Source organism: Streptomyces sp. NPDC018029 (genome assembly GCF_044327655.1).
GTDB lineage: Bacteria > Actinomycetota > Actinomycetes > Streptomycetales > Streptomycetaceae > Streptomyces.
In genome coordinates, this window is sequence record NZ_JBIRFV010000008.1 from 123,957 (window position 1) to 147,317 (window position 23,361).

Below are 23,361 nucleotides of genomic sequence, written 5' to 3' on the forward strand. Positions count from 1 at the left end.
ATGACACACCCGCCCACCGGAAAGCCGGGCTCCCCGCCCGGACCCCAGGACGGCCCCCGGGCGAGACGCGAGGCCGGGACCGGACAGCCGCGCCGCGCCGCGCCGTCCGAACAGGCCGGGTCCGGGCAGCTGCGCCGCGTCGCACTGTCCGGACTGCTCGGCACCGCGGTCGAGTTCTACGACTTCCTCGTCTACGGAACCGTCGCCGCACTCGTCTTCGGTGACCTCTTCTTCCCCGAGGCCGACCCGGCGGTGGGCACGGTGGCCGCCTTCGGCACGTTCGCCGCGGGCTATGTCGCCCGGCCCATCGGCGGCATCGTCTTCGGGCACTTCGGCGACCGGCTCGGCCGCAAGTCGATGATGCTTTTGACCATGCTCCTGATGGGCGCAGGCAGCTTCCTGATCGGGCTGCTGCCCACCTACGACACGATCGGCGTCTGGGCGCCCGTGCTGCTCGTCCTGCTCCGCGTCGTGCAGGGCCTCGCGATCGGCGGCGAGTGGGGCGGCGCGACGCTCATGGTCGCCGAGCACGCGGGCGACCGGCCGCGCGGCCTGTGGACCAGTTTCACCCAACTCGGCGCCCCACTGGGCACGGTCCTGTCCACCGGGGTCGTCGCCCTGGTGAGCATGCTGCCGGACGACGACTTCCGCTCCTGGGGCTGGCGGGTGCCGTTCCTGCTCTCGCTGCTGCTGCTCGGCGCCGGCCTGTACGTACGCCTGAAGGTCGCCGAGAGCCCGCTCTTCACCTCGCTGACGCAGAGCCGGGAGCGGGCACGGATGCCGCTGCTCGACGTCCTGCGCGCGCCCCGCCCCGTCCTGCTCGCCTCGGCGGTCGGCATCGGGCCCTTCACCGCGCAGGCCCTCATGACCAGCTTCCTGATCTCCTACGCCGTCGACGAGGGCTACAGCCGCCCCCAGGTACTCACCGGGGTCACCGTCGCCTCCGCCGTCGCACTGATCGTCCTGCCCTGCGCGAACCACCTCTCCGACCGCTTCGGACGCCGGCCCGTGGTACTGGCCGGCGCCCTGCTCTCGGCCGCTACCGCCTTCCCGGTCTTCGCGCTCGTGGACAGCCACCGGCCTGGACTGCTCATACTTGCCTGCGTGATCGGACACGGGATCGCCCAGTCCGTGATGTACGGGCCGCTGGGCGCGCTGTTCAGCGAGATGTTCTCGACCCGGGTGCGGTACACCGGCGCCTCGCTCGGCTATCAGACCGCGACGCTGCTCGGCGCCGGATTCTCCCCGCTGATCGCCAGCAGCCTGCTGACCGCCCACCACTCCAGCGACGCCGTCGCCCTGCTGCTCACCGCCGGAAGCGCGATCACCGCGCTCGCCGTGTGGCGGGTCAGGGAGACGAACACACGCAACCTCGCCGCACCAGGAGAATCAGTATGAAACGCGCCAACATCCTGCCGAGCGCCGCCCGGCGGCCCGCCATCGGCCTCGCCGCCCTGCTGCTCCTCGCGGCGACGTCGGCCCCCGCCGGCGCCGCGACCTCGTCCCCCGGCAGCCCCGGCCGCCACCTGGAAGGCACCCTGCCCTCCGGCGCCGCCTACATGATCGACACTCCGGCCGACTGGAACGGCACCGTGCTGCTCTTCAGCCACGGCTACCGCCCCCAAGGCTCCCCCAACCCGGCCGTCGACGCTCCCGACGCGGCCACGAAGAAACTGCTCCTGGAGAAGGGGTACGCGCTCGTCGGTTCCTCGTACGCGACGACCGGCTGGTCCGTGCAACAGGCGGTGCCCGATCAGCTGGCCGCGCTCGACACCTTCACCCAGCGGGTCGGCGAGGCCGAACGCACGCTCGCGTGGGGCCAGTCGCTCGGCGGGCTCATCACCACGACGATCGCCGAGCGCCACCCGGAGCGTATCGACGGTTCCCTCGCCATGTGCGGCCTCGTGCACGGCGGCGTGGCCAACTGGAACTCCACGCTGGACGCCACCTTCGCCCTGCGCACGCTCCTCGCCCCGCACTCCGGCATCCGCCTCACCGGATTCGAGGACGCCTCGGACGCCGCCGCGTCCGCGCAACGGCTCGGCGAGAGCCTCGGCGCGGCCCAGCAGACCGCGCGCGACCGGGCCCGCATCGCGCTGGCCGCCGCGCTGCACAACATCCCGGGCTGGAACGACCCGGCCACACCCCGGCCCGCCCCGGACGACCACGCCGCCCGGCAGGCGAACCAGTACACGGCGGTACGTGGCCTGGTCGCCCAGCCCGGCTTCCTGTGGCGGGCGGAGGCCGAGCGCCGCGCGGGCGGCAACATGTCCTGGAACACAGGCGTCGACTACTCGGCGATGCTCGCACGCTCCGCCCACTACAAGCAGGTCAAGGCCCTCTACAAGTCGGCGGGCCTGTCCCTCGGCGGTGACCTCGGTGCGCTCGCCCGGGCGCCCCGCATCGGCGCGGAGCCCAACGCGGTCCGCTACATGGCCGAGCACGCCGCGCCCTCGGGCCGCCTGCGCAAGCCCCAGCTCGACATCCACACCACCGGCGACGCGCTCGTCCCGGTCCAGGTGGAGAGCGCCTACCGCCACGCGGTGGCCCGCGCAGGCCGCACTCCCCTGCTGCGTCAGGCGTACACGGACAACGCCGGGCACTGCACGTTCAGCCCCGCGGAACAGCTCGGTGCCCTGCATACGGTCGAGCGGCGGCTCACGACGGGACACTGGGGCAGCACGTCCCCCGCTGTCCTCAACTCCCGTGCACGACAGGCTGATCCGTCCACTCCGGCGCGGTACACCGCCTACCGGCCCGGGCCCTTCAGCCGCCAGGAAGGGTGAGCGTCCCGGGTGGCTGACCGCGGCCGGGGACGCGGACGGCCACGTACCCCTTCCAACCGGTCGGCAGCCGAGGAGATGACCGCCCAGGCCTGGGGCGGTCACCTCCGGCAAGGCGTGGCTTGCGATCACATGGCAGGGGGAAGCTGCCCGCGCACCCATGAGGGATGGGGGTTGGTGTGGGGGCGGCCCGCCACGACGACGGTCGGCACGGTCTCATTACCGCCGTTGGCTGCCCTGACGGCTGCGGCTGCCGCCGGGTCTCGCCAGATGTCGACCCAGTGCAACCGGCGGGCGTCGCGGCCCAGCCGGATGCGCAGCCGTATGCAGTACTTGCAGCCCGGCCGCCAGAAGACGACCGGCCGCCCGTCGACCGCACTGCGGCGTTGCGCCTCCCGCGCACCAATCGGCCTCGGGAAGGCCAGGGGCGAGTTGACGCCCGCGAGCACCAGGAGCACCGACAGGCATGCTGCGGCTGTGCCGTAGCTCCCCGCGAGGATCAGCCCGGTCGCGACGGCGGCGCCGCAGAGCACAAACAGCGTCGGCAAGATCCAAGCGCGCATCATGGTGACGCAGGCTATCGACAGGCCGACATGGCGTTCTCACTGGCGGGCCCTCGTGTCAGGTCTGTCATGTCTGTCGGGCCTCGGCGAGCCGGTTGCTGCGGTCGATCTCCGGCATGTGTGTCTCGGCCCAGACCCGCAGGGCCGAGAGCGGCCCTTCGAGGGACAGACCGAGCTCGGTGAGTCGATAGTGCACGGCGGGTGGAACCGTGGGCTCCACCCGGCGCGCGACCAGGCCGTCACGGACCAGACTCTGCAGCGTCACAGACAGCATCTTCTGCGAGATGCCCGGAATGCGACGTCGAAGTTCCGCGAACCGGAGCTCGTCGGGGTCTGCCTCGGCCAACACCTTGACCACCATTGACGTCCACTTGGTGCCGATGCGGTCGAGCAACTGGCGGGTCGGGCAGAGCGGGTCCAGCAGATCACCGCGTTCACCCGACCGGCGACCGGGTTCGGCGGGCATGGACGTGGTCACCCGGGGCTCACCACCTGAGGGGAAAGTGCCGTCTTGGAAGGGCCAGGCTAGTTCCCTAGCGTGACCCTGTCACCATTCCTCACCACCCCCTTCCTCCTCTCCCCTCCCCCTGGAGCCCCTCCATGCCCGAACTGCGGCGCGTCCCTGTCAACGGTGTCGAACTCAACGTCGCCCTCGCCGGTTCCGGCCCGGCCGTCCTGCTACTGCATGGCTTTCCGCACACCTGGGAGCTATGGACGGACGTCATGGCCGGCCTGGCCGACCGCTACCGCGTCATCGCACCGGACCTGCGCGGATTCGGCGCGAGCAGCCCGGCCGACTCCGGGTACGACGCCGGCACCCTGGCCGAGGACGCCGCAGCGCTTCTCACCGAGCTCGGCGTGTCTTCTGCCGCGGTAGTGGGCATCGACGCGGGGACCCCGCCGGCCTTCCTCCTCACCCTGCGCCACCCCGGTCTCGTCCGGCGTCTGGTCGTCATGGAGTCCGTGCTGGGCGGCCTACCCGGCGCCGAGGACTTCCTTGCCGACGGGCCGCCGTGGTGGTTCGGCTTCCACACCGCCGCGCCCGGCCTCGCCGAGACCGTACTGGAAGGCCACGAGGCTGCCTACGTCGACTGGTTCCTGCACACCGGCACGCTCGGCGACGGAGTGGCCCCGACTATCCGGGACGCCTTCGTCCACGCGTACACGGGCAGACATGCGTTGAGCCGCGCGTTCTCGTACTACCGGGCCCTGCCCAAAAGCGCACTGCAGATCTCACAGGCCGTCACCACCGCCCATCTGACGGTGCCGACGATGGCGCTGGGCGCCCAACCTGTCGGCACCGCACTGGAACGCCAACTCCGCCCCGTCACCGACGACCTCACCGGCCACGTCATCGAAGACTGCGGCCACATCATCCCCCTGCACCGACCGAACTCCCTGCTCACGCTGCTGAATCCGTTCCTGGCGGGTGAGGACGCGATTGCGGCATGACGGGGGACGGCGGTATCCACCCAAGCAGCGCGCTGGTACGGCCACCCGCACCGGAGGGTGCGGGCGGCCGTACCAACCATGGGGGAAGGGTCAGCCGTTGGCCGCCTGGGTCCTGATCCAGTCGGCATATGTGGCAGTGGCCGTGTACGAGCTGACGGTCTGTCGGTTGCTGGTGGAGGCCACCCCGACCACGGAACCGGCCACCATTGCGGGGCCGCCGGAGTCTCCGCCGGCCGCGACGCCGTTGAGGTGCTGGAGCTGCAAGGCGGTGCCGCCGGAGTGGTCCTGGCCGAAGCCCGTCATGCGCATCGTCGCGGTCTTGAGGACGGGCGACTGGCAAGCACCTTCGTTGCCCCGGCAGGTGGCGCCCCAGCCGTAGATGGACACGTTCGAACCGACCTGCGGCGAACCGGCGGCGAGACGGGCGGGGGCGTTGCCGACCTGCTGGTCGAGCCGGACCATCGCCAGGTCAGCCGACGGGTGGAGGGTGATCCGGGCGGCGGCGGCCACGGTTCCGCCGCTTTCCGCGTAGGTGCTGCCGATCCGGAAGGTGTAATTGCCGGGTGTGTCGACGCAGTGCTTGGCGGTCAGGATGTAGCGGGAGGCCACCAGGGTGGACGTGCACATCCCCTTGTCGTTCAGGAGTACGCGGGCGTGGTACGGCTGCGCCTGGGTCTCACTGCCACCGATGATCGGCCTCGCCTTGCCCGACGACGGTGCCACGGAAGATGCACCGCCGGGAGCTCCGGTCGTGGCCGCGGAGGCCGTGCGATTGATGGTGCTCGGCCGGGCATCGACGGGCGCTGGTGCGGCCGTCGCGGGGCCCGCGGCGACCAGGGCAGCGGCGGAAGCCAGACCGAGGACGCCGACGGTTATGCGCGAGGATGGCGCAAGAAGCTTCATGGGGGGAGGTTCCTCACTGTGGTCGAGGGTGTGAAGTGGTGCGCGACGAGTGTGTGTCGACGTGACGCAGGCCGGGAGAATGCGATCGACGGATAGCCCACGGCTATCGACTGACCTAGCGGCCCAAGTGCCCCCTTGGTGCGCAGCGAGTCCGATCCGTGGTGGTCAAGGACTGGCCCTGAGGTGGTGGCACCCATACGATCACCCCCCATGGAACTGGAGATGCGGCATCTGCAGGTGGTGTGCGCGGTCGCCGACCACGGCAGCCTGCACAAGGCCGCCCGCGCGCTCGGGGTGGCGCAGCCAACCCTGACCGCGCAGCTGCGCCGTATCGAACGGGCTCTGGGTGCGCAGTTGTTCACCCGCCACCAGGAGGGCAGCCGCCCCACCGAGCTCGGGCAGCAGCTGCTGGCCCGGGCCCGTCCCCTGGTGAGCGAAATGACGGCGCTGACCGCCGAAATGCGGTCCGCGGCCGCCCGCGTCGCTCAAGCGCCACGCATCGGCTCCATCATCAGTTGTGCCTTGTCCGGCTGGATAAGCCGACTGCATCGCCGCTACCCCAGCGCGAGACCCTCCGTCCAGACCGAGGTGTCTCCCAATGTCCTGCTCCGGATGCTGGCTACCGGACAGCTCGACATCGCATTCGTCTACGAGGCGGAGGGCGCCCCCCTGCGCTTCCCGCCCGGAGTGCGCCAACGTGTCCTCGTCGAACGCGAGCCCTTGTGCCTGACCCTTCCCGAACACCACCCGCTGGCAAGCCGTACCACTGTCCGGCTGGAGGACCTGGGGGACGAGCAGTGGGTGCTGAATTCGGCGGCGGACGAGGAATGGGAGAGTGTCTGCCGGGCCCTGCACGCGGTCGGACTGTCCCCTCGCCTGTCGCACGGGGACTACCTCACCTCAAACCTCCTGGTCTCAGCCGGCCACGCGGTCACAGTTGCGCAGGCCACCGCGTCGGGCGGCGACGGCAGGGTGGTCCGCCAGATGGAGGGCGAACCACTGGTGCAACGATGGCTGCTGGTGGCACGCGGTGCAGCCGACCTTGACGCCGTCTACGAGGATCTGGTGGCGGCCTACCGCGAAACGGCCGAGAAAGCACCGGCCTACCCGGCGGCCACGCTTCTCACCATCGGCCTGACGCCGTCGGTAGCATCCACCGCTCCGGCTGCCTCGCTCAGCGGCAGCGCCCCATCTTCGCGTTCTGCGGAGTCACTGACTCGCTGAACTGCCCGCGCCCAGCACGCGAGCCGATTCGCCCAACATCCGTCGGTGGCTGACCCGTTGGCGATCGGGAGGACGAGGGCCGCCGGCCCAGATCCACGAACAAGGAGCACACTCATGAGGTTCGACAACCACCGCGTCGTCATCACCGCCGCCGGCCGCGACTTCGGGCGCACTCTGGCGATCCGGTTCGCCGACCTCGGCGCCGAGGTCTTCCTGTCCGCACGCAGCCTCGCTGCCGCTGAGCGTGTCCGCGACGAGATCCGAGACAGAGGCCATCGGCGAGTCCACGCGTACGCCTGTGACTTGACGGATCCCGCCTCGATCCGCGACTTCGCGTCCAACGTCAGCCGGCACACCGACCACGTCGACATCCTGATCAACAACGGCTCGCGCTACCTCGAAGGGCCGGATCTCCAGTCGGTCTCCGACGCCGATGTCGTCGACACCATCGCATCCGGCGCCACGGGCACGGTCCTGACCGTGAAGAACTTCCTCCCTCTCCTGCTCAACTCGGACAAGCCGGATGTGGTGACGATGGTCTCCGCCTGTGGCACGGCTGGGCATCACCGCTCGGACGCACACGACGCCTTTTATGCGGCCAAGAGCGCACAGGCCGGGTTCACCGAGATCCTCTCCAAGCGCCTACGCCCCAAGGGTGTCCGCGTGATATCGCTCTACCCGCCCGACTTCGACAACGCCGACCCGCTCACCGAGGAGTGGAAGTCCACGTCACGGGAGGCCAAGGATGACCTCACCGCGCAGTCGCTCGTGGAGTGCATCTTCTTTGCGGTCACCCAGCCTCGTGACTGCTTCATCAAGGCATTCCACTTCGAACAGGTCTGAACAGGTCTGAACAGGTCTAAATGGGCATGAATAGGAGCGAATAGGACCGAAGAGGTCAGGTCTGAACAGGCCTGAGCGCTAACGCATGGCAGCGGACACGAGACCCTCAAGAGCCTCGCGCGGCACTTCCCCTCCACATACGAGCCGGTCGAAGACCAGGCCGTCGACGCAGGTCAGCAGCGTCTGGGCGCGGTTCGCCACGTCCGTCACGCCGTGCCCTGCGAGGAACGAGCGAACGGCCTCACGGCCGGCGTTCTCGCGGGGTACGAGGATCTCCCGTAGCTCCTGGTCGCGCACGCTCTCCAGGGTGCAGGCGTAACGGGCAAGTGAGCGTCGGCGGCCCTCGCCGGTGAGCCGTTGCCGGGTGAGCAGAGCCAGGCCGTTCACCAGCTCCTCGGCCGTGCGCAGGGGCAGGAGCTGCTCAGCCGTCGTGTGCAGTTCCGCCTGGTCGAGTTCGACGAGGCGTGTGACGAGGCCGGTGAGCAGTGCGGCGCGGGTGCGGAAGTACGCCGATGTAGTGCCGGGCGGCATGTCCGCCCGGCGGTCCACCGCGCGGTGGGTCAGGCCCCGCATCCCTTCGTCGGCGAGTACGTCGAGAGCCGCGTCTGCGAGGAGGGTGCGCCGGTCCGTAGCCATGTTCCCTTTCTACACCTGTAGAGCTTCAGTTAAGATCATTCTTCTACAGGTGTAGAAGAAGTGGGGGCTTGTTATGGGCAAGACGGCTGTGGTTGTCGGAGGGGGCATCGGCGGGCTGGCCGCCGCGATCGGACTGCGCCGCATCGGATGGGAAGTGACGGTCGTCGAGCGCGCATCCGTGCTCGACGACGTGGGGGCGGGCATCTCACTGGCCGCCAACGGCCTCCGGGCGCTGGACGAACTCGGCGTGGGCACGGCGGTGCGGGAAGCCTCGCGAGGCCAGTACAGCGGCGGCACTCGCACGCCGGAGGGCGGCTGGCTGGCCCGGATGGACGGCGCGGCACTGGAGAAGGCGGTCGGCACACCCATCATGGGTATCCCTCGCGCCACCCTGCACCGACTGCTTCGCGAGTCTCTGCCCGCCGAGACGCTGCTGATCGGATCAGAGGCCGGCCCGGTTCGGCAGATCCAACCCGGGACGGTTCGTGTCGACTGCGGCGGCAAGGCCCTGGACGCCGACTTGGTGGTGGCGGCCGACGGCGTGGGCAGCAAGGTCCGCCACCGTCTCTTCCCGTCCCACCCCGGTCCGGTCTACAGCGGCTCGACAGTGCTGCGTGCCATCACCGAGCACACTGTCGAACTGGACACCGACTTCGAGCTGACCTGGGGGCACGGCGCCGAGTTCGGGCACATCGCCTTCCCCGACGGCCGCGCCGAGTGGCACGCGGTCCTCACCCTCTCGGCAGGCACCCGGTTCGCCGACCCCCTGGCCGAACTGCGCCACCGCTTCCGCGAATGGCACGACCCGATCCCCGCCCTGCTCGACGCGACCCACACCGGCGCCGTGCTGCACCACGACGTCAACGAGTTGCGTACCCCACTCCCCACGTACACGGTCGGCCGGATCGCGCTGCTCGGCGACGCGGCCCATGCGATGACTCCCAACCTGGGCCAGGGCGCCTGCCAGGCGCTGGAGGACGCGGTCACCCTGGCCGCCGCGCTCGCCGCAGAGCCCACCACAGAAGCCGGGCTCGCCAGGTACGACGCCGAGCGTCGACCACGCAGCCAAGCCGTCGCACACGCCGCCCGGCAGGCCGGGCGGATGGGCCATCAGCTTTCCCACCCACTGCCCGTCGCCCTGCGCAACACAGCGATGCGGCTGACCCCCTCACGCGCCGCCCTGCGCATGATCCTCAGGCACCACAACTGGGCCCCGCCCCAACTGAATTGACGTCCCCGTCGAGAACCTGACCGCGCTGCGCCTGCCGCCGAGCACTACCAAGTCACTCCCGAGCACCAGGATATGGATCTCGTGTTCTACGCTCTCGTGATGAGCGACGAGCTTCTTCATCTCACGGTCCTGGGCAGCGCTACGCCCTACCCGAGCGTGGGCAATCCGTGCTCCGGCTACCTGGTGTCGAGCGGGGACACCCGTATCTGGATGGACGCGGGCAGCGGGACGCTCGGCCCGCTCCAGCGTCATGTGCGACTGGACGAACTCGACGCGATCTGGATCTCGCATCTGCACGCCGACCACAGCGCGGACCTGCTCACCGCGTACTACGGCGCCCTGTACGCGGACATCGACCTCGCAGCTCCGATCCCTCTCTACGGCCCGCCGGGAATCGCCGACCGGCTGGCCGACTTCCTCACCAACGCTTCGACTCGCAGCCCGGTCGAATCCGCCTTCGCGGTAAACGAGTTGCTCGATGGGCATCAAGCGGTCATCGGCTCGCTCCGACTGACCAGCCGGGCGGTGTCGCACGGCATCCAGGCCTTCGCCGTACGCATCGAGGCGGCGGGCAAGTCGCTGGTGTACTCCGGGGACACGGCACCGTGCCCGAGCCTCACGGAGCTGGCCGAGGGATGCGACGTGCTGTTGTGCGAAGCCGATTACGCGCAGGAGCCAGTCGAGGGCGAAAAGGTGCACCACACGCCCGAGGACGCCGGCGCCACAGCCGGCGCGGCCGGAGCAGGCCGACTGATCGTCACGCACGTCGGCCGCTCCCTCACACCGCAGCAAGCGGTGGCACGCGTCTCGACACGGTTCGACGGTCCCGTCGACTACGCCGCCCCCGAGGCCACCTTCTCGATCGGCTAGGCCGTGTTGCGAAGTGAGCCGAGCGGCGGCGTATCCGGATCGGTCTCCGGTACCTCCGGCAAGAGTTCTGACCGGAGGTACCGCTCCGTCGACTTCGAGGGCCGACCCGACCGCCCGGAACGTCCACATCACCGCCATCAACGAATGGCTTCACCTACGTCGAAAGCGCCCTACTGGTCGCGCTTGGGCCAGATGAGGCCGTGGTCGGTCCAGATGACGCCCTTGTTGCGGCAGAGGCAGAACGGGTGACCGATGGGGTCGGCGTAGACGCGGAAGCCGTAGCCGTCGGGGCCGGTGCAGTCCCGCTGCAAGGTCGCGCCGAGGGCCAGGACGCGGCGCTGCTCGGCCTCGATGTCGTCGACTTCGAAGTCGAGGTGGAACTGCTTGGGGTGCTCGCTGTCGGGCCACTGCGGGGCGCGGTAGTCCTCGACCTGCATGAAGGCCAGTTCGATCTCGCCGAATTGGATACCGGCCCAGTTCTCGTTGCTGTCCTCCTTGACCGGGAGCCCCAGCACCTCGGAGTAGAAGGCTGCCAGCTCCATCGTGTCCGGGCAGTCGATGATGAAGTCGGTTAGTCGTAGCATCCCGCGATCTTGCCACAAGACCGAATGAGCCGAACTGTCAGACAGGCCCTCGTTGTCAGAGGCCGTTCGCCAGAACCTTGGCGAGCACAGCGCTCGGGGCGCCCGACGTCGATGACCTGCGCGGCCGGCTCGCTCACACGCGTACCCGCGCTGCGGCCAGGTGTGCAGCCACAGCGCTGCCCGCAGCCGACGAGGCCGATCATGAAGCTGCAGGCCATGGACACCCGGCCTTCTCCTGAGTGGCCCGTTCGATCTCCTCAGCGGGGATCCCGTCCTCGATCCACGCGTCGCGGTGTCGCCGGATGTCCTGCCGACGAACGCGAATGCCCTCCGTCTCGATGAACCGCTGGGCCCTGCGGCTCAGATCGGCAGGCGCGACCGGGACGGGCGATACGGGCTGGTCAGCCATTACCGCTGCTCGCCGTCTCCGGCATGGAGCACGGCCGACGCAATCTCTCGCACGCGCTCAAGGCTGATTCCTGTGTGCTGCTCCACGGCAAGGGGATGGTCGGTGGGCTCCAGCTCGATGAAAGGGCGCTCGCCGACCGGGCGGGTATGGACGTGTGTCTTCAGGTTGAGCGTCGTCGTCGGGTACACGGGAAGCTCGGTGGTGAGCCAGCCGAAGTACGGCTTCTCTGCCTCACGTCCGGGCCTGTCCCACAGATCTGAGGCCCGGGAAAAGCTCTCTCGGCTGAGCGAGACCCAGACACCCCAGGAAAACACTTCGTCAGTGCCGATGACCGGCATCTCGATCAGGCCCTTGACGAAGTAGTGCTGACCACGGACCACGCAATGGTCCGCGGAGAGCAAGCAGTCGTCGGCTTCGGCGAAGGTCGGATCCCAAACGGCGGGGGCCTCGGCCGTGTAGTTCATCGGAAGCTCAGGGTACTGGGCCCCGCAGCACGAGCAGGTGAACCCAAGATCACTGGTCATGGTGCCGAAGCCTAGCGACGGGCTCCGGTAGTACCTCGATCGGGCGCCCGGCTTGCCTGAGGTGACCTGAGGTGCGGGCCCAGCTGGCGTGTTCAACATCCAACTATCGCGTTTCAGGCACTGCATGCGGCCAACGGCCAGCCACGTAAGTGTCAACGAGCCTGCCTATGCGACAACTACCCTGCTTCGGCTCAACGGATGCGCCGAAGCACCATGGCTGTCACCGACAGAGCCAAGTGAGCTGGCGAAGTGGAGATGTCAAAGCAGCTGGTTGTCACCGACGATGCATGGGGCGCTCGTCACATGCGCTCATTCCGCACTCCTTCTGTCGCCAGAAGCGAATATCAGCTGGCCGGTGCTCACGGGTGCCCCGATGCGGCACTTGACCTGGCGTCTGGGACCAGCGGCATCGTCCTGGCCCAAGGCTCCTGAGCCGGCACCGACCGTCATCACCCGGCGAGAACGTGGAGGAGGGCCGGGTGCTCCCGGCCATGGTCTTTTGCAGGCCAGGCCAACTGCAAGCTCACTGCTCGAATCAGGGACAGCCGAGAAGCCTCGGTCAAGCGAGCTCGGAGTGTCTGGTTCCGGGCCGGAGCGGAGTGAGTATCAGCCGCGACGACCTGTGGAGCGGTGCTGAGACTCGGCAGGAGAAGCTCGTCGAGGCGGCGACCGACGGTGTGCATTCAGCGGGTCTTCTGTCACCAGAAGCGGCGATCGAAAGCTTGGCAGTTGTTCCGAGTGAGATGGTTCAGCCACGACAGCAAGGTTTACGCACTCCATTAGGGGTATGCATGACTCATGCATGAAGCACCCCGTACGGCGAATCTTTTGGGAGCCGCCGCGCTTGCCCTCAGCGACGTGGTGGTCGCCGAGGCGACGCGGGCGGCCGGCACGAGTTCGAGCGGAGCTGCCGCGCTGGTGGTGTTGTCCACAGACCCTGGCTTGAGCGTCACCGAGCTGGGTCGGCGGGTAGGACTGAGCCAGTCCGCGGCGGCCCGCATGGTTGACGGCCTGGCAAAACAGGGGCTGGTACGGAAAGAAGCCAGCTGGGGAGCGTGGGTCCGCCTTCAGCTCAGTGATCTGGGCGTACAGGCAGCACACACTCTCCTGGCCTGCCGCAGCGATGTACTGCGACAGGCGCTGAACCGCCTCGACGACAGCGAGAGGGAGCAGCTTGGCGAGCTGCTGGGCAAGGTATTGACGGGTTTGTACCAGCAGCCCGGTGACGCCGAACGCATCTGCCGGCTGTGCGACCGGTGTGTCTGTGTCCGGGACGGTGCGACCTGCCCGGTGGGCCAGGCGGACCGGGACCACCGGGCGAGCTACGAGCGCGACCATGGGTGAGCTGCTCGCTCTGCTGTCCGCTTTATGTTTCGGTATCACGCACTTCGTCAACGGCTCGGTCTCGCGTAGACACGACGGGCTGACCGTCGCGCTTCACGCCCAACTGGGCGGCACCGTGCTCGGGCTGCTCCTGGCACTGTTTCCGGCCGGTGGAGCCGCCTCGCTCGCCGACTACGGCTGGGGTGGGCTGTCGGGGGCGGGCACAGGACTGGGGGTCGCCTTCCTGTACCGGGCGATGTCACAGGGGGCGATGAGCGTGGTCGTCCCGGTCAGCGATGTCGGAGCTGTGGCCCTTCCGGTCCTGGTCGGGGTGTGTTTGCTCGGGGAACGCCCAGCCATGCCTGCGTGGGTGGGGATCACCGCCGTCTTGCCGGCGCTGTGGCTGGTCTCACAGAACTCGCCGGGCCTCGGTGACAAACAGCGCGGGGCGGTCTCCCCAGGGGTTCCCAGTGCCGCGATCGCCAGTTTGGGCTTCGGCGCGCAGTTCCTCGCGATGGCGCAGGTGGGTACGGACAGCGGCTTGTGGCCGGTAGTGCTGAGTCGCATGGTTTCCGTCGTGGTCATCGCCGCGGTCCTGGGCGCCTATGGCGCCCCGTGGGGTCTGACGGGAAGGCCATGGGGGGCAACGGTGGCGGCCGGCGCCCTGGGCACACTTGCGATCGTGCTGTATCTGGAGGCCACCAGACAACAGCTCATGGCCATCGCCACCGTGCTCTCCGCTCTCTACCCCGCCATCCCCGTCATCCTCGCCCTCGTACTGCTGAAGGAACGCCTGAACCGCCGACAGGCCGCTGGTCTCGTCTGCGCGACACTCGCGATTGGGCTCATCGCACTGCGCTGACCCACTGCCGCCAGCAGGTACGTTCACAATCCCAGGGAGGACATGACGTGCCTGATGCGGGTGTAATCCTCCAGGCTGTAGGGCGTGAAGTCATGGGCGCTGGTGCCAACAAGCCTGTAGCGCGCTGCCTGGTCCGTGCCCTGACCTGCGGTTGCCACTCCAACTCGGTTGCCTGCACCAGCGCCCCCTGAACGCGCTCCTTCGGCTTGGTGGAGGCGCCTGATCGCATGACCTTGCGACTGTTCTCTGTGGATGCCACTTGACCGGACGGATGACACCGGTGCGCAGCCGCGCCAGGTGTGACGAGTGGAGTGATGAGCACGACAGCCAGTCGTGTGTGGGCTGCGGGTGTCCCTGAATCCTGTCGCGCTGACGGCGCTGGCTGCGAGAAGATCGCGATGGCAGGAGGGAACGTCAGGGAGCTCCCAGCGGCGTGCAGCTTGTCCTTCAGAAGCTCCATCTCCGACAGCGTTCCCACCAGGCCATCGCGCCTCAGCTCCCCGGCCAGCTCACGGTTCAGGCCGACCTCGATCGGTAGCCGGCCCGCTCCTCTGGTGTCACCCGTCTGATATCCAGTGAAGTCGCAGACCTGCGGCTTTGCCATCGGAGCTGTACGTTCCAGGGCGGCCTCAACTCGCCGACCGTGCGTCAAAGCCCTGACCCTGCTTCGTCGTTGGTTAGGGGCCGGTGAACAACACAGCTCACGGATGGACGCCCCTCTCAGCGGAAGTCCGCCGCGTGGTCCGCCACCCACTCTCGGAAGGATCGGGCCGGGGTGCCCGTGATGCGCTCCACCTCATCGTTGACCGGCTCCGGATTGTCGAGCATCTGCGCCTGGGCCGGCACCACGGCCTCCACCAGCTCTGCCGGGTAGCCCGCGGCCTTCATCTGCTCGATGGCCTCGTCCAGTGAGACTTCTTCGAACCGTACCGGCCGCCCGATCACCTCACTGATCAGAGCCACCTGCCGTTCCTGGGTGAGCAGTTCGAGGCCGGTGATCAGCGGGCGGGCGCCGAGCAGGGCATCGGTCGTCAGAGCCTGAACGGCTACCGCAGCAATGTCCGCCTCGTGGATCAGCGGGCGGGCCAGCCTTGCCAGTGGCGCCCGGACCGCACCGGTGGTGCGGACCTCCTCCGCCCAGCCCAGCGTGTTGCTCGCGAACCCGGTGGGCCGCAGCGCCGTCCACTCCAGGCCCGATGCCTCGATCAGCCGCTCGAGCTCCGCATGAAACATGGTGATCGCCTCGCCCGGCTTTTCCTTCTCGCTCCCGACCCCGGCGGATGACAGGTACACCACCCGTCGAGCGCGCTTCCCGATCATCTTGATCACGTCCGACGCGCCCGCAGCGCTCAGGAACGGCCATACCAGGAAGACCGAATCGACGCCCTCCAAAGCCGTCTCCAGCGACGCGGGATCACCGAGATCGCCGTGTACCACCTCCACACCCTCCGGGAAATCTGCCTCCCTTCTCACCAGCGCCCGGGCGGGCACGCCTCTCGCGTGCAGTTGAGTCACCACCGAGCCGCCGACTTTTCCAGTCGCGCCAGTCACCAGGATCCTGGTTTGTGTCATCGGAATCTCCTCGTCTCGCCGTTCGATGACACGACTCTCGTACATCAACCAAGGTTCAGGTCAAGCACCGGCCGACCGGATAGGCCGCCTGCTGCCGTGCCAACTCCTGAGGCCACATCGGTCACCGGCTTGCACTGAGCAGCTGGCAGTCGAAGAGACCAACTACGAGCATCCCAATGACGTTCTGCCCTGCACCTCCGCAGTGCGCGCCCCTGTGGCGAACGGGCGTGTAGGTGCCATGGCACAGGCTCAAGAATCAGGCTGGGGTGGGGTGGGCCACTGCTAGACCGAGGTCGGGCGCTGGCGGTGTACCCGTCGGTGAAGTGAATCGTTCCGGATGTGGTGCTGTTGCCCGTAGGCCATGCCGAAAGCCATCACCAAAGCAGCACCTCACCGTGAAAGAGTCGTGTGCTGGGTGTCGCCCCGCGCGCTCAGACGCCGTCGGTCGCGCCCCGCACTCCTCCCCCGGCCCGGTCGGCCCCGCCGTCCGACTCCGCGTAGATGACCAGTGTCTGCTCCGGCTGACCGGCCACGTGGAACGCGGTGTAGGCGTACGTGATCACACCGCGTCCCGGCGGTCGTAGCCGCTTGTGGCCGCCCCTGCGCTGTTCGACGTCGAATCGCGGCCACCACGCCCGCACTTCGGGGCTGCCGAGGTGGAGTTCCTCGACCAGCCGCGTGTACCGGGGGTCGCCCGGATGGGCGCCGGCGAGTGTGCGGATGCGGGCAAGCAGGCCCTGTGCCTCGGGTTCCCAGTCGACCAGGATCTCCCGGGCCACGGGTTCGAGGAAGACCCAGCGTGCGAAGTTGGGCGGGCGGTCCGCGCCGGTACTCAGGCGCGGGAACACCTCTTCGACGGCGGGGTTGTGACTGAGTACGTCGTAGGTGCCGTCGATGACGTACGCGGGGTGCGGCTGGAGCAGCAGCGGAACGGCCGCGACCTCGGCGGCGAGCGATTCCGGCGCCCGCTCCGGCGCCCCGGCCGCAGGGGCGCGTCCGGCGAGCCGCAGCAGGTGGTCGTGTTCGTGCGGGGCAAGGCGCAGGGCGGCGGCGATCGCGTCGAGGACCTGGTCCGAGACGCGGATGTCCCGGCCCTGTTCGAGATACGTGTACCAAGTCGCGCTCATTCCGGCGAGCAGGGCCAGCTCCTCCCGCCGCAGCCCCGGCGTCCGGCGCCGCCGTGTCGACGGCAGGCCCACCTCGCGGGGCGTGATCCGCTCCCTGCGGCTGCGCAGGAACGCGCCCAGCTCCGTGCGCCTGTCCTGCGCCCCTGCCATGAGTACCACCTTTGATTCCAGAATAAGTCGGCTCTGGATACCAGAGTAAGTGCGCCGCAGACTGGCGGTGAAGCAGGACGAATAGCAGCACACCACCAGCAGCACCCCCAGCACCACTGAGGAGCGCATCGCATGACAGGCATCACGGGCAAAGTCGTCGCCATCACGGGAGCCAGCAGCGGCATCGGCGAGGCGACCGCACTGCTCCTGGCGGAACGGGGCGCGCGGCTCGTCCTCGGCGCCCGCCGCACCGAACGCCTCGAGGACCTGGCCGGGCGCATCGTGGACGCGGGCGGCGAAGCCGTCCACCTGCGTACGGACGTGACCCGCGGCGACGACCTGCATGCCCTGGTCGCGCTCGCCGGGGAACGATTTGGTCGCCTCGACGTACTGGTGAGCAATGCGGGAGTGGGCACCATCTCGCCCCTCGACGACCTGCGGACCGACGAGTGGGACCACATGGTCGACGTCAACATCAAGGGCCTGCTGCACGGCATCGGCGCGGCGCTGCCGGTCTTCCGCGCCCAGGGCAGCGGCCAGTTCGTCGTGACCGCGTCCACCGCGGCGTACCGCATCGTGCCGACGATGGCCGTGTACGCGGGGACGAAGGTCGCGGTCCGGGCCATCTGCGAGGGGCTGCGCCAGGAGGCCGGACCCGCGCTGCGGGTGACCACCGTCTCGCCCGGGGTGACGGACACCGGCTTCGCCGACGCGTCGAGCAACGAAAGGGTCCGCGCGGACGTCGCGCGGATGCGCGACGAGCTCGCCATCCCTCCGGCTTCGATCGCGCGGGCCATCGCCTTCGCCGTCGAGCAGCCCGCTGACGTCGACGTCAACGAGATCGTCGTACGCCCGACCGCGCAGAGCTGACCGGATCAGGGCAGCGAAGGGGGCGAGTTCGGTGTGACCAGTCCGCTCTGGTCGGTAACTGCCCCATACATTCCCCGAGTTGGTCGACAGCATCATCGCCGCGGACCATGTGGCCCGGGCCCCCGATTGGGCATGCTGAGGGTGCGCTTACGCTCTGTACGTCGATGGCAGGGGGCCAATCGGTGTTACGCATCCACTTCACGGCGGAAGACCTCGCCCGGACACGGGTGGCCGCGACGATCGGTGTCGCAGCGGAGGTCTATTACAGCCTGGAGTTGCTGAGGGAGAAACGACAGCTTCCCCACTTCCGTTCGTGGCGGTCGGCGGTCGCCGGTCGGATGGGAGCGGAGACCCGCCCCCTGACGTCCCTGATTCCCTTGCGTGGTCCCGGACTTGATCTGCTGGCCCTGATGGGCGATGCGCCCTCTCTGGACCATGCCGTGGACAACCTGCTGCACGTTCCGACGTCCCGGCTGCGACGCGAGTTCGAGGCTCTCGACTTCCACCCCGGACACCTGTCGTGGGCGAGGCAGGTGTCCGAGGGCGACCGCGACGCGCTCCGGGAACTCGCCGAGGCGGTGCGCGCCTGCCACCGGCTGACCGTGGAGCCCTACTGGCATCGCGGCCGCTCCGACCTGGTCGCCCTGTCCACCCGGTGCGCGAACCTGATGCTGGAGGGAGGCATCGACCTGCTGCTGCGTTCGGTCTGCGCACCGCTGGTGCGGTGGCGTCCGCCGGTGCTCGAAGCTCCCTACCCGCGCCAAGTCGAGGTGCGTCTCCAGGGAAGGGGGTTGATCATCACTCCCACGGTCTTCGCGAAGCACCCGGTGAGCTTTCTATGGGACCCGCTCGATACCGCCCAACCGCCCCGACTGACCGTGCCCGCTCTCCGCCGGCCGCTGACCGACGCCGCCGGACCGGCAGAAGCGAACGGCTCCGCCGCGCGGAATCTGGAGGCACTGCTCGGCCGCACACGGGCTGCCGCCCTCCTCGTGACAGCGGAAGGCTGCACGACGAGCGAACTGGCCCGCCGCCTCAACGTCACGGCCGCCGCGGCCAGTCAGCACGCGACCGTGCTGCGCAACACGGACCTCATCACCACGAGCCGCCGAGGCGGTTCCGTGCTGCACCTCATCACTCCCCTCGGGCTGGCCCTGCTTCGGACCGGCACCCTGACGGAACCGTTAGGCCCAGCACGGTGCCGGTGACGCTGCGCCAGCAGCCGGTGCAGGCCGTCCGCGCGGGTTGAACTGGTGCAGTGCCTCAGCTCCCGTAAGGGCGCTGAGGCAGGCACCAGGAGGTGACGATCAGGTCGGGCACGGGCCGGGCCGCACGGAGCTGATCTGGTCATTCATGCTGTATTGGGTGACGTTTCCCGCGTAGGTGGCCGAGACGGGCAGGCATCGCCCCGTGAAGTTGATCCCCGTATAGACGGACCAGATTCGACCGGTGCGATTTCGGAGGGACGACGTGATGTTGTCGAAGTCGTAGGGGAGAGTTCTGCGTTCCCCCTGCAGGCCTATGACGCGCCCCTCTCCGTTGATGTGCTCGAACAGGCAGAAGTTGGGGCTGGCGCACCGGTCGTAACCGCTGGCGTCAGCCCTGGCCGGTGCTGCCGTTGCCGCGGGCGCGGTCAGGGCCGCGAGAATGAGCCCCGCCGCCATGGCCATGGTGGTGGTCGTTGTCCGCAACTTCGATCCGGGCATGGTCGATCCCTCTCCTTCAGTCGGTGTGTTTACGGTGGCGGTGGGCGCCGCAGGGCCAAGTGGTCGCGGTCCCCCATCACAGGCCACGGAGTGAGTGGCGTATGGCTTCGCATCCTGGGTGAGCCGGCCACCCACGGTCCAGCTCTTAAGCCACGGCTTAAAGGGCGACAGCTCATGTGCGGCCGAGCAGAGACTTCGGTGCTACTCAGTGATACTGTGTAGTGGTACTCGGTACTACGTAGTACCGGGGGCGGGCAGTACCCAGGAGGCCGAGGAGGACCTGCTTTGGACGACCTGACGGAGATGCTGAAGGGCACCCTCGAAGGATGCGTGCTCGAAATCATCGGTAGTGAGGAGACCTACGGGTACGCCATCACCCGCCGCCTGAACGAGCTCGGCTTCGCCGATGTCGTCGAGGGGACGGTGTACACCATCCTGCTGCGGCTGGAGAGGAACAAACTCGTCCAGGTGACCAAACGACCCTCTGGGGTCGGTCCGCCGCGCAAGTTCTACGCACTCAACGACGCAGGCCGCGAGGAGCTCGCGAAGTTCTGGACGAAGTGGCAGTACGTGTCATCGCGTATCAACAAGCTCAGGGAGGGCGGGAGATGAACTTCTGGGAGACCGTCACAGGCAGCGATCTCACCAGGGACTGGAAGGCGTTCGAGGTCAGGGCCGCGGCCCTGCCGGACGACCACCGGGCCGCGTGGGAACAGATCAACGCCCACCTCTTTCCGTACGGGGACTTCACCGGCCGCAACCTGATGCCGATCCTCGACGCCGCCCTCGGACTGCTCGAAGAGACCGCGGCGGACGGACAGAGCGTCCACGAGGTGCTCGGCGACGACATCCGAGGCTTCTCCACGGCTCTGGCCGGTGGAGAAGGAGCCCGGACCCATCGCGACCGGTGGCGCGAACAGTTGAACAGGAACGTCGCGAGGAAACTGAAGCGGCTGGGAGGCTGACGTGGGCATCCAGGACATCATCGAGGGCAAGAAGCAGTGGCGGGCACACATGGCCCGGGTCAAGGCGCTGCCGCCGGACTACCGGATCGTCTACAAAGAGATGCAGAGGTACCTCTTCAAGGTCGGACCGGTCGACCTTCACGACGGTCCCCTGCTCCCCGGCATTGTCGACTTCTTCGAGGAGGGCGCCGCCTCGGGCAAGGGGGTGCTGCAACTCATCGGCACCGACGTCGCCGCGTTCTGCGACGATCTGATCAAGGATTCACGTACGTACGCGGAGGTCTACCAGGAGTCCATCGCGCGGAACTCCGGCACGGCCGACAAGTAGGCCCGCAGCCCGCACGCATGGTCCGTTGCCCCGCTTCGGGCGGCGGGCAGGCCCTAGTCCTGCGGCGCCAAGGTGCGGAGGACGTCGAACTCGTTGCCCTCGGGGTCGGCCATGACCACCCAGTTCCTGTCCGGGCCTTGGCCCACGTCCGTCGACGCAGCCGGGACGGATTTCAGCCCCCTCGGCCCAGTGCGTAAGGCCTCAACCCAGTGCGTACAGCCTCAGCCCAGCGCGTCCACTGCCTCCGCGATGCGGGTGAGCCAGCGGTCGACGGGGCCCGTGGTGAGAACTCCGCTGCCCGCACCGGCCAGTTGACCGACGGCGGGCAGCAGGCGTGACCGGACCCTCATGAGTGCGGCCCGGTCGCCCGAGCGCAGGGCCGCCTCTGCCTCCACACAGCACAACGCCTCGTACAGCAGGTCCGGTGGCGGTTCGGGGAGGCCACGCAGTGCCGCGCGGGCCTGGGCGTGGTGGCCGGTCTCCGCGAGGGCGAGCGCCTCGGCCCAGGGACGGTGAGGGCCCCAGTCTGCCGTCAGATCGACGTGGGGCGGCAGCCGGTGTGCCAGGCGCAGGGATACGAGGGCCAGCGGCAGGAGGCCGGTGCTCATTCCCGGCATACCCGCGCTGTCCAGGCTCGCGGCTGCGGTGCGGAAGGTGGAATCGGCTCCGGGCACGTCGCCTGAGGCGGCCAGGCGCAGGGCTTCGTACCACTGGGTGAAAATGCCCACCAGCGGCAGTTCGTGCCGTTGCGAAAGCCGGGTCGCAGCAGCGGCGTGCGCGTCGGCGGCCGGGAAGTCGCCGAGTGCGGCGCGTGCCTGCATGCGGATGAGGTGGCCGAGTACTTCGAAGGTGAACAGGCCATGCCGGGCGGACAGTTCGACGAGTTCGGCGCCGGTCGCGTCGCGCCGCGGGGCGAGGCCGGCGCGGGTGAAGGACTGCATGAACGTGCCGTTGAGCGCGAAGGCGAGGAGCGCCGGGTCGTCGAGGCGGCGCGCGAGCCGCTCCGCCTCGCGCGCGGCGCCAGGTCCGCGAGGTGTCCTGGCGCCGCGCGTCTCCACCGCGACGGTGGCGAGCAGCCGGCACCGCGTCGCCTCCGAGGCGTCCTTGGGCAGCCGGGCCAGGGTCCGCTCGGCGGCCTCGACGATGTGCCGGGCGAGCTCCGGGTCGTCGCCGCGCGTCCAGACCGCGGGGACGTCGAAGGCGCCGATCACGCGGGCCGTCAGTTCCGGATCACCGTACTCCTCGGCCGCTTCGATCGCCGCCATGCGGTGCTTCCTGGCGGCTTCCAGGCCCCCGGCGCCGGTCACGGCGAGGCTGCGGATGAGGCCGACCGTCGACTCGAGGCGGGCGCGGGCTCCGGCTTCGACGGTGCGGTCGTACGATGCGGCCGCCTCGCTCCAGAGCCGGGATGCCGTCGCCGACGGGCCGGATGGACCGGGCTGACCAGGCTGACCGGGTCGACTGGGGAGGTCCAGGGTCGCGTCCTGCGCGAGAATGTCCGCCTCCAAGCGGCGCAGGCCCGGGCCCGGATCGAGGCCCAGCTCCTCCGCCAGCGTGGCGCGTGCCCTCCGCAGCGTCGCGAGGGCGTCGCCCTGGCGGCCCGTGCGGTACAGCGCGAGGATCAGCAGCTGCCAAGCGTCCTCGCGCCACGGGTGGCGGGCCACGTGTGCGTCGAGGTCGGGTACGGCCTCGGCGGCCCGGCCGAGGCCGAGCGCCGCCTCGGCGCGTCGCTCGACGGCCAGTGCGCGCAGCTCGGCGAGGCGCGAGCGTTCCGTGCGCGCCCACTCCTCTTCGGCGAACTCGGCGTAGGCTGGGCCCCGCCACAGCGCCAGTGCCTCGTCGAGGCGGTGCAGCGCTTCCTGCGGCGGCAGCTGTCGGGCCTCGGCCACGGCCGTCTCGAAGCGCCAGGCGTCCACGGCGTCCGGCTCGGCCCGCAACGCGTAGCCGGGGCCCTCGGTCACGAGCAGCCGGGCGGGGGCCCTGCGCGGGCGGTCGGGTTCCAGGGCCTTGCGGAGGGCGCCGACGAAGGTCCGTACCGTTCCCAGAGCGCGTTCCGGCGGGTCTTCCCACAGGTCGTCGATGAGACGTGTGACGGGCACGACATGGCGGCGGGCGACGATCAGGCGGGCCAGGACGGCTCGCTGGCGTGGCCCCCGCAGGGCGAGCGGCCCGTCAGCGTCCCAGGCGCCCACGGGGCCGAGCACCCCGAACACGACCTGCGCCGACCCCGGCCCGCTCCCGGCCCCCGTCTCCGTCCCCGTCATGCCCGACACGTGCGGACCACCGCGCTCTCTCCGTACAGATCTCTTGCTGATGACTACTGAAGGCTGCTGATCACTGCTGATCGCCGCTGATCACTTGCTGATTCAGCGGCGGCAAGCTGAAGGCGTTCGCCGCCCGGCGGGCCCGACCCATCCTCACGGCGGCACACCGCCC

General features: G+C 69.1%; 24 protein-coding genes and 1 pseudogene. 14 read left to right on the forward strand and 11 right to left on the reverse strand.

Going from position 1 to position 23,361, the window contains the following annotated elements; translation table 11 throughout:
• A complete protein-coding gene (locus ACH4D5_RS24455) occupies positions 1–1,398 on the forward strand; it encodes an MFS transporter (RefSeq protein WP_398306378.1) in 1,398 nt (465 codons plus the stop codon).
• The gene (locus tag ACH4D5_RS24460; protein WP_398306381.1) at positions 1,395–2,786 is read left to right on the forward strand and encodes an alpha/beta hydrolase family protein; all 1,392 of its coding nucleotides are present in this window, start codon (positions 1,395–1,397) and stop codon (positions 2,784–2,786) included. The genes ACH4D5_RS24455 and ACH4D5_RS24460 overlap by 4 nt, the downstream gene beginning before the upstream one ends.
• Positions 2,787–2,911: 125 nt before the next feature.
• Here the strand turns inward: ACH4D5_RS24460 and ACH4D5_RS24465 are convergent, their stop codons facing one another.
• Together ACH4D5_RS24465 and ACH4D5_RS24470 are read right to left on the reverse strand one after the other, a co-directional pair.
• Positions 2,912–3,349 (reverse strand): glutaredoxin domain-containing protein, encoded by a 438-nt coding sequence (locus ACH4D5_RS24465; protein WP_398306384.1) that lies wholly within the window; start codon positions 3,347–3,349, stop codon positions 2,912–2,914.
• A gap of 64 nt (positions 3,350–3,413) precedes the next feature.
• Positions 3,414–3,812, reverse strand: coding sequence for a winged helix-turn-helix transcriptional regulator (locus tag ACH4D5_RS24470; RefSeq protein WP_398306387.1), 399 nt, complete (start codon positions 3,810–3,812; stop codon positions 3,414–3,416).
• Positions 3,813–3,946: 134 nt separating this feature from the next.
• Here ACH4D5_RS24470 and ACH4D5_RS24475 point away from each other — a divergent pair, with 134 nt between their 5' ends.
• A complete protein-coding gene (locus ACH4D5_RS24475) occupies positions 3,947–4,798 on the forward strand; it encodes an alpha/beta hydrolase (RefSeq protein ID WP_398306389.1) in 852 nt (283 codons plus the stop codon).
• 90 nt (positions 4,799–4,888) lie between these two features.
• On the opposite strand, the gene ACH4D5_RS24480 is transcribed toward ACH4D5_RS24475, so the two are convergent.
• Positions 4,889–5,521, reverse strand: a complete 633-nt coding sequence (locus ACH4D5_RS24480) for a S1 family peptidase (protein WP_398306391.1) — start codon at positions 5,519–5,521, stop codon at positions 4,889–4,891.
• 390 nt (positions 5,522–5,911) lie between these two features.
• Between ACH4D5_RS24480 and ACH4D5_RS24485 the strand changes: the two genes are divergently transcribed.
• Together ACH4D5_RS24485 and ACH4D5_RS24490 are read left to right on the forward strand one after the other, a co-directional pair.
• Positions 5,912–6,925 (forward strand): LysR family transcriptional regulator, encoded by a 1,014-nt coding sequence (locus ACH4D5_RS24485; protein ID WP_398306393.1) that lies wholly within the window; start codon positions 5,912–5,914, stop codon positions 6,923–6,925.
• Positions 6,926–7,039: 114 nt separating this feature from the next.
• Entirely contained in the window at positions 7,040–7,768 is a 729-nt protein-coding gene (locus ACH4D5_RS24490; protein ID WP_398306395.1) for an SDR family oxidoreductase, read from the forward strand.
• 78 nt (positions 7,769–7,846) lie between these two features.
• Here the strand turns inward: ACH4D5_RS24490 and ACH4D5_RS24495 are convergent, their stop codons facing one another.
• On the reverse strand, positions 7,847–8,404 hold the full coding sequence (locus tag ACH4D5_RS24495) for a TetR/AcrR family transcriptional regulator (RefSeq protein ID WP_398306397.1): 558 nt from the start codon (positions 8,402–8,404) through the stop codon (positions 7,847–7,849).
• Positions 8,405–8,477: 73 nt separating this feature from the next.
• Between ACH4D5_RS24495 and ACH4D5_RS24500 the strand changes: the two genes are divergently transcribed.
• Together ACH4D5_RS24500 and ACH4D5_RS24505 are read left to right on the forward strand one after the other, a co-directional pair.
• Positions 8,478–9,635 carry an FAD-dependent monooxygenase gene (locus ACH4D5_RS24500; protein WP_398306399.1) on the forward strand — a complete coding sequence of 386 codons (1,158 nt, stop codon included), beginning with the start codon at positions 8,478–8,480 and terminating at the stop codon, positions 9,633–9,635.
• A gap of 99 nt (positions 9,636–9,734) precedes the next feature.
• On the forward strand, positions 9,735–10,505 hold the full coding sequence (locus tag ACH4D5_RS24505; protein ID WP_398306401.1) for an MBL fold metallo-hydrolase: 771 nt from the start codon (positions 9,735–9,737) through the stop codon (positions 10,503–10,505).
• A gap of 170 nt (positions 10,506–10,675) precedes the next feature.
• On the opposite strand, the gene ACH4D5_RS24510 is transcribed toward ACH4D5_RS24505, so the two are convergent.
• Together ACH4D5_RS24510 and ACH4D5_RS24515 are read right to left on the reverse strand one after the other, a co-directional pair.
• Positions 10,676–11,089 (reverse strand): VOC family protein, encoded by a 414-nt coding sequence (locus ACH4D5_RS24510; protein WP_398306403.1) that lies wholly within the window; start codon positions 11,087–11,089, stop codon positions 10,676–10,678.
• A 408-nt stretch (positions 11,090–11,497) separates the two neighbouring features.
• Complete coding sequence (locus ACH4D5_RS24515) at positions 11,498–11,962, reverse strand: DUF2199 domain-containing protein (RefSeq protein WP_398306405.1); 465 nt, start codon at positions 11,960–11,962, stop codon at positions 11,498–11,500.
• Between the two features lie 858 nt (positions 11,963–12,820).
• On the opposite strand from ACH4D5_RS24515, the gene ACH4D5_RS24520 reads away from it, so the two are divergent.
• Together ACH4D5_RS24520 and ACH4D5_RS24525 are read left to right on the forward strand one after the other, a co-directional pair.
• Positions 12,821–13,366 (forward strand): MarR family winged helix-turn-helix transcriptional regulator, encoded by a 546-nt coding sequence (locus ACH4D5_RS24520; RefSeq protein ID WP_398306406.1) that lies wholly within the window; start codon positions 12,821–12,823, stop codon positions 13,364–13,366.
• Positions 13,359–14,207, forward strand: a complete 849-nt coding sequence (locus ACH4D5_RS24525) for an EamA family transporter (protein WP_398306408.1) — start codon at positions 13,359–13,361, stop codon at positions 14,205–14,207. Before ACH4D5_RS24520 ends, ACH4D5_RS24525 begins: the two co-directional genes overlap by 8 nt.
• Positions 14,208–14,927: 720 nt before the next feature.
• Here ACH4D5_RS24525 and ACH4D5_RS24530 read toward each other — a convergent pair.
• Together ACH4D5_RS24530 and ACH4D5_RS24535 are read right to left on the reverse strand one after the other, a co-directional pair.
• The gene (locus ACH4D5_RS24530; protein WP_398306410.1) at positions 14,928–15,779 is read right to left on the reverse strand and encodes an NAD(P)H-binding protein; all 852 of its coding nucleotides are present in this window, start codon (positions 15,777–15,779) and stop codon (positions 14,928–14,930) included.
• Positions 15,780–16,210: 431 nt separating this feature from the next.
• Complete coding sequence (locus tag ACH4D5_RS24535) at positions 16,211–17,056, reverse strand: helix-turn-helix transcriptional regulator (RefSeq protein ID WP_398306412.1); 846 nt, start codon at positions 17,054–17,056, stop codon at positions 16,211–16,213.
• A 132-nt stretch (positions 17,057–17,188) separates the two neighbouring features.
• Here ACH4D5_RS24535 and ACH4D5_RS24540 point away from each other — a divergent pair, with 132 nt between their 5' ends.
• Positions 17,189–17,926, forward strand: a complete 738-nt coding sequence (locus ACH4D5_RS24540; protein ID WP_398306414.1) for an SDR family oxidoreductase — start codon at positions 17,189–17,191, stop codon at positions 17,924–17,926.
• A gap of 164 nt (positions 17,927–18,090) precedes the next feature.
• A complete protein-coding gene (locus tag ACH4D5_RS24545) occupies positions 18,091–19,134 on the forward strand; it encodes an ArsR/SmtB family transcription factor (RefSeq protein WP_398306416.1) in 1,044 nt (347 codons plus the stop codon).
• A 99-nt stretch (positions 19,135–19,233) separates the two neighbouring features.
• Here the strand turns inward: ACH4D5_RS24545 and ACH4D5_RS24550 are convergent, their stop codons facing one another.
• Positions 19,234–19,632 carry a peptidase inhibitor family I36 protein gene (locus ACH4D5_RS24550; protein WP_398306418.1) on the reverse strand — a complete coding sequence of 133 codons (399 nt, stop codon included), beginning with the start codon at positions 19,630–19,632 and terminating at the stop codon, positions 19,234–19,236.
• 285 nt (positions 19,633–19,917) lie between these two features.
• Here ACH4D5_RS24550 and ACH4D5_RS24555 point away from each other — a divergent pair, with 285 nt between their 5' ends.
• The 3 genes from ACH4D5_RS24555 to ACH4D5_RS24565 are packed head-to-tail and all read left to right on the forward strand — an operon-like array spanning position 19,918 to position 20,925.
• Entirely contained in the window at positions 19,918–20,244 is a 327-nt protein-coding gene (locus ACH4D5_RS24555; RefSeq protein ID WP_398306420.1) for a PadR family transcriptional regulator, read from the forward strand.
• Entirely contained in the window at positions 20,241–20,597 is a 357-nt protein-coding gene (locus ACH4D5_RS24560) for a DUF1048 domain-containing protein (RefSeq protein WP_398306422.1), read from the forward strand. Before ACH4D5_RS24555 ends, ACH4D5_RS24560 begins: the two co-directional genes overlap by 4 nt.
• A gap of 1 nt (position 20,598) precedes the next feature.
• Positions 20,599–20,925: a DUF1048 domain-containing protein gene (locus ACH4D5_RS24565; RefSeq protein ID WP_398306424.1), complete on the forward strand. Its 327-nt coding sequence runs from the start codon at positions 20,599–20,601 to the stop codon at positions 20,923–20,925.
• A gap of 53 nt (positions 20,926–20,978) precedes the next feature.
• Here the strand turns inward: ACH4D5_RS24565 and ACH4D5_RS24570 are convergent.
• A pseudogene (locus tag ACH4D5_RS24570) lies at positions 20,979–21,080 on the reverse strand (VOC family protein); the annotation flags it as partial.
• A 66-nt stretch (positions 21,081–21,146) separates the two neighbouring features.
• Positions 21,147–23,189 (reverse strand): BTAD domain-containing putative transcriptional regulator, encoded by a 2,043-nt coding sequence (locus ACH4D5_RS24575; protein WP_398306426.1) that lies wholly within the window; start codon positions 23,187–23,189, stop codon positions 21,147–21,149.
• Positions 23,190–23,361 lie beyond the last annotated feature (172 nt).

Excerpts from the sequence above, each read along its gene's own strand:
- ACH4D5_RS24515 (WP_398306405.1), bottom strand. The coding sequence starts at position 11,962 with ATGAACTACACGGCCGAGGCCCCCGCCGTTTGGGATCCGACCTTCGCC.
- ACH4D5_RS24475 (WP_398306389.1), top strand. The coding sequence starts at position 3,947 with ATGCCCGAACTGCGGCGCGTCCCTGTCAACGGTGTCGAACTCAACGTC.
- ACH4D5_RS24500 (WP_398306399.1), top strand. The coding sequence starts at position 8,478 with ATGGGCAAGACGGCTGTGGTTGTCGGAGGGGGCATCGGCGGGCTGGCC.
- ACH4D5_RS24545 (WP_398306416.1), top strand. The coding sequence starts at position 18,091 with ATGGCAGGGGGCCAATCGGTGTTACGCATCCACTTCACGGCGGAAGAC.
- ACH4D5_RS24540 (WP_398306414.1), top strand. The coding sequence starts at position 17,189 with ATGACAGGCATCACGGGCAAAGTCGTCGCCATCACGGGAGCCAGCAGC.
- ACH4D5_RS24495 (WP_398306397.1), bottom strand. The coding sequence starts at position 8,404 with ATGGCTACGGACCGGCGCACCCTCCTCGCAGACGCGGCTCTCGACGTA.
- ACH4D5_RS24530 (WP_398306410.1), bottom strand. The coding sequence starts at position 15,779 with ATGACACAAACCAGGATCCTGGTGACTGGCGCGACTGGAAAAGTCGGC.
- ACH4D5_RS24470 (WP_398306387.1), bottom strand. The coding sequence starts at position 3,812 with ATGCCCGCCGAACCCGGTCGCCGGTCGGGTGAACGCGGTGATCTGCTG.
- ACH4D5_RS24575 (WP_398306426.1), bottom strand. The coding sequence starts at position 23,189 with ATGACGGGGACGGAGACGGGGGCCGGGAGCGGGCCGGGGTCGGCGCAG.
- ACH4D5_RS24460 (WP_398306381.1), top strand. The coding sequence starts at position 1,395 with ATGAAACGCGCCAACATCCTGCCGAGCGCCGCCCGGCGGCCCGCCATC.
- ACH4D5_RS24510 (WP_398306403.1), bottom strand. The coding sequence starts at position 11,089 with ATGCTACGACTAACCGACTTCATCATCGACTGCCCGGACACGATGGAG.
- ACH4D5_RS24560 (WP_398306422.1), top strand. The coding sequence starts at position 20,241 with ATGAACTTCTGGGAGACCGTCACAGGCAGCGATCTCACCAGGGACTGG.
- ACH4D5_RS24455 (WP_398306378.1), top strand. The coding sequence starts at position 1 with ATGACACACCCGCCCACCGGAAAGCCGGGCTCCCCGCCCGGACCCCAG.
- ACH4D5_RS24550 (WP_398306418.1), bottom strand. The coding sequence starts at position 19,632 with ATGCCCGGATCGAAGTTGCGGACAACGACCACCACCATGGCCATGGCG.
- ACH4D5_RS24465 (WP_398306384.1), bottom strand. The coding sequence starts at position 3,349 with ATGATGCGCGCTTGGATCTTGCCGACGCTGTTTGTGCTCTGCGGCGCC.
- ACH4D5_RS24525 (WP_398306408.1), top strand. The coding sequence starts at position 13,359 with ATGGGTGAGCTGCTCGCTCTGCTGTCCGCTTTATGTTTCGGTATCACG.
- ACH4D5_RS24520 (WP_398306406.1), top strand. The coding sequence starts at position 12,821 with ATGCATGAAGCACCCCGTACGGCGAATCTTTTGGGAGCCGCCGCGCTT.
- ACH4D5_RS24505 (WP_398306401.1), top strand. The coding sequence starts at position 9,735 with ATGAGCGACGAGCTTCTTCATCTCACGGTCCTGGGCAGCGCTACGCCC.
- ACH4D5_RS24535 (WP_398306412.1), bottom strand. The coding sequence starts at position 17,056 with ATGGCAGGGGCGCAGGACAGGCGCACGGAGCTGGGCGCGTTCCTGCGC.
- ACH4D5_RS24490 (WP_398306395.1), top strand. The coding sequence starts at position 7,040 with ATGAGGTTCGACAACCACCGCGTCGTCATCACCGCCGCCGGCCGCGAC.
- ACH4D5_RS24485 (WP_398306393.1), top strand. The coding sequence starts at position 5,912 with ATGGAACTGGAGATGCGGCATCTGCAGGTGGTGTGCGCGGTCGCCGAC.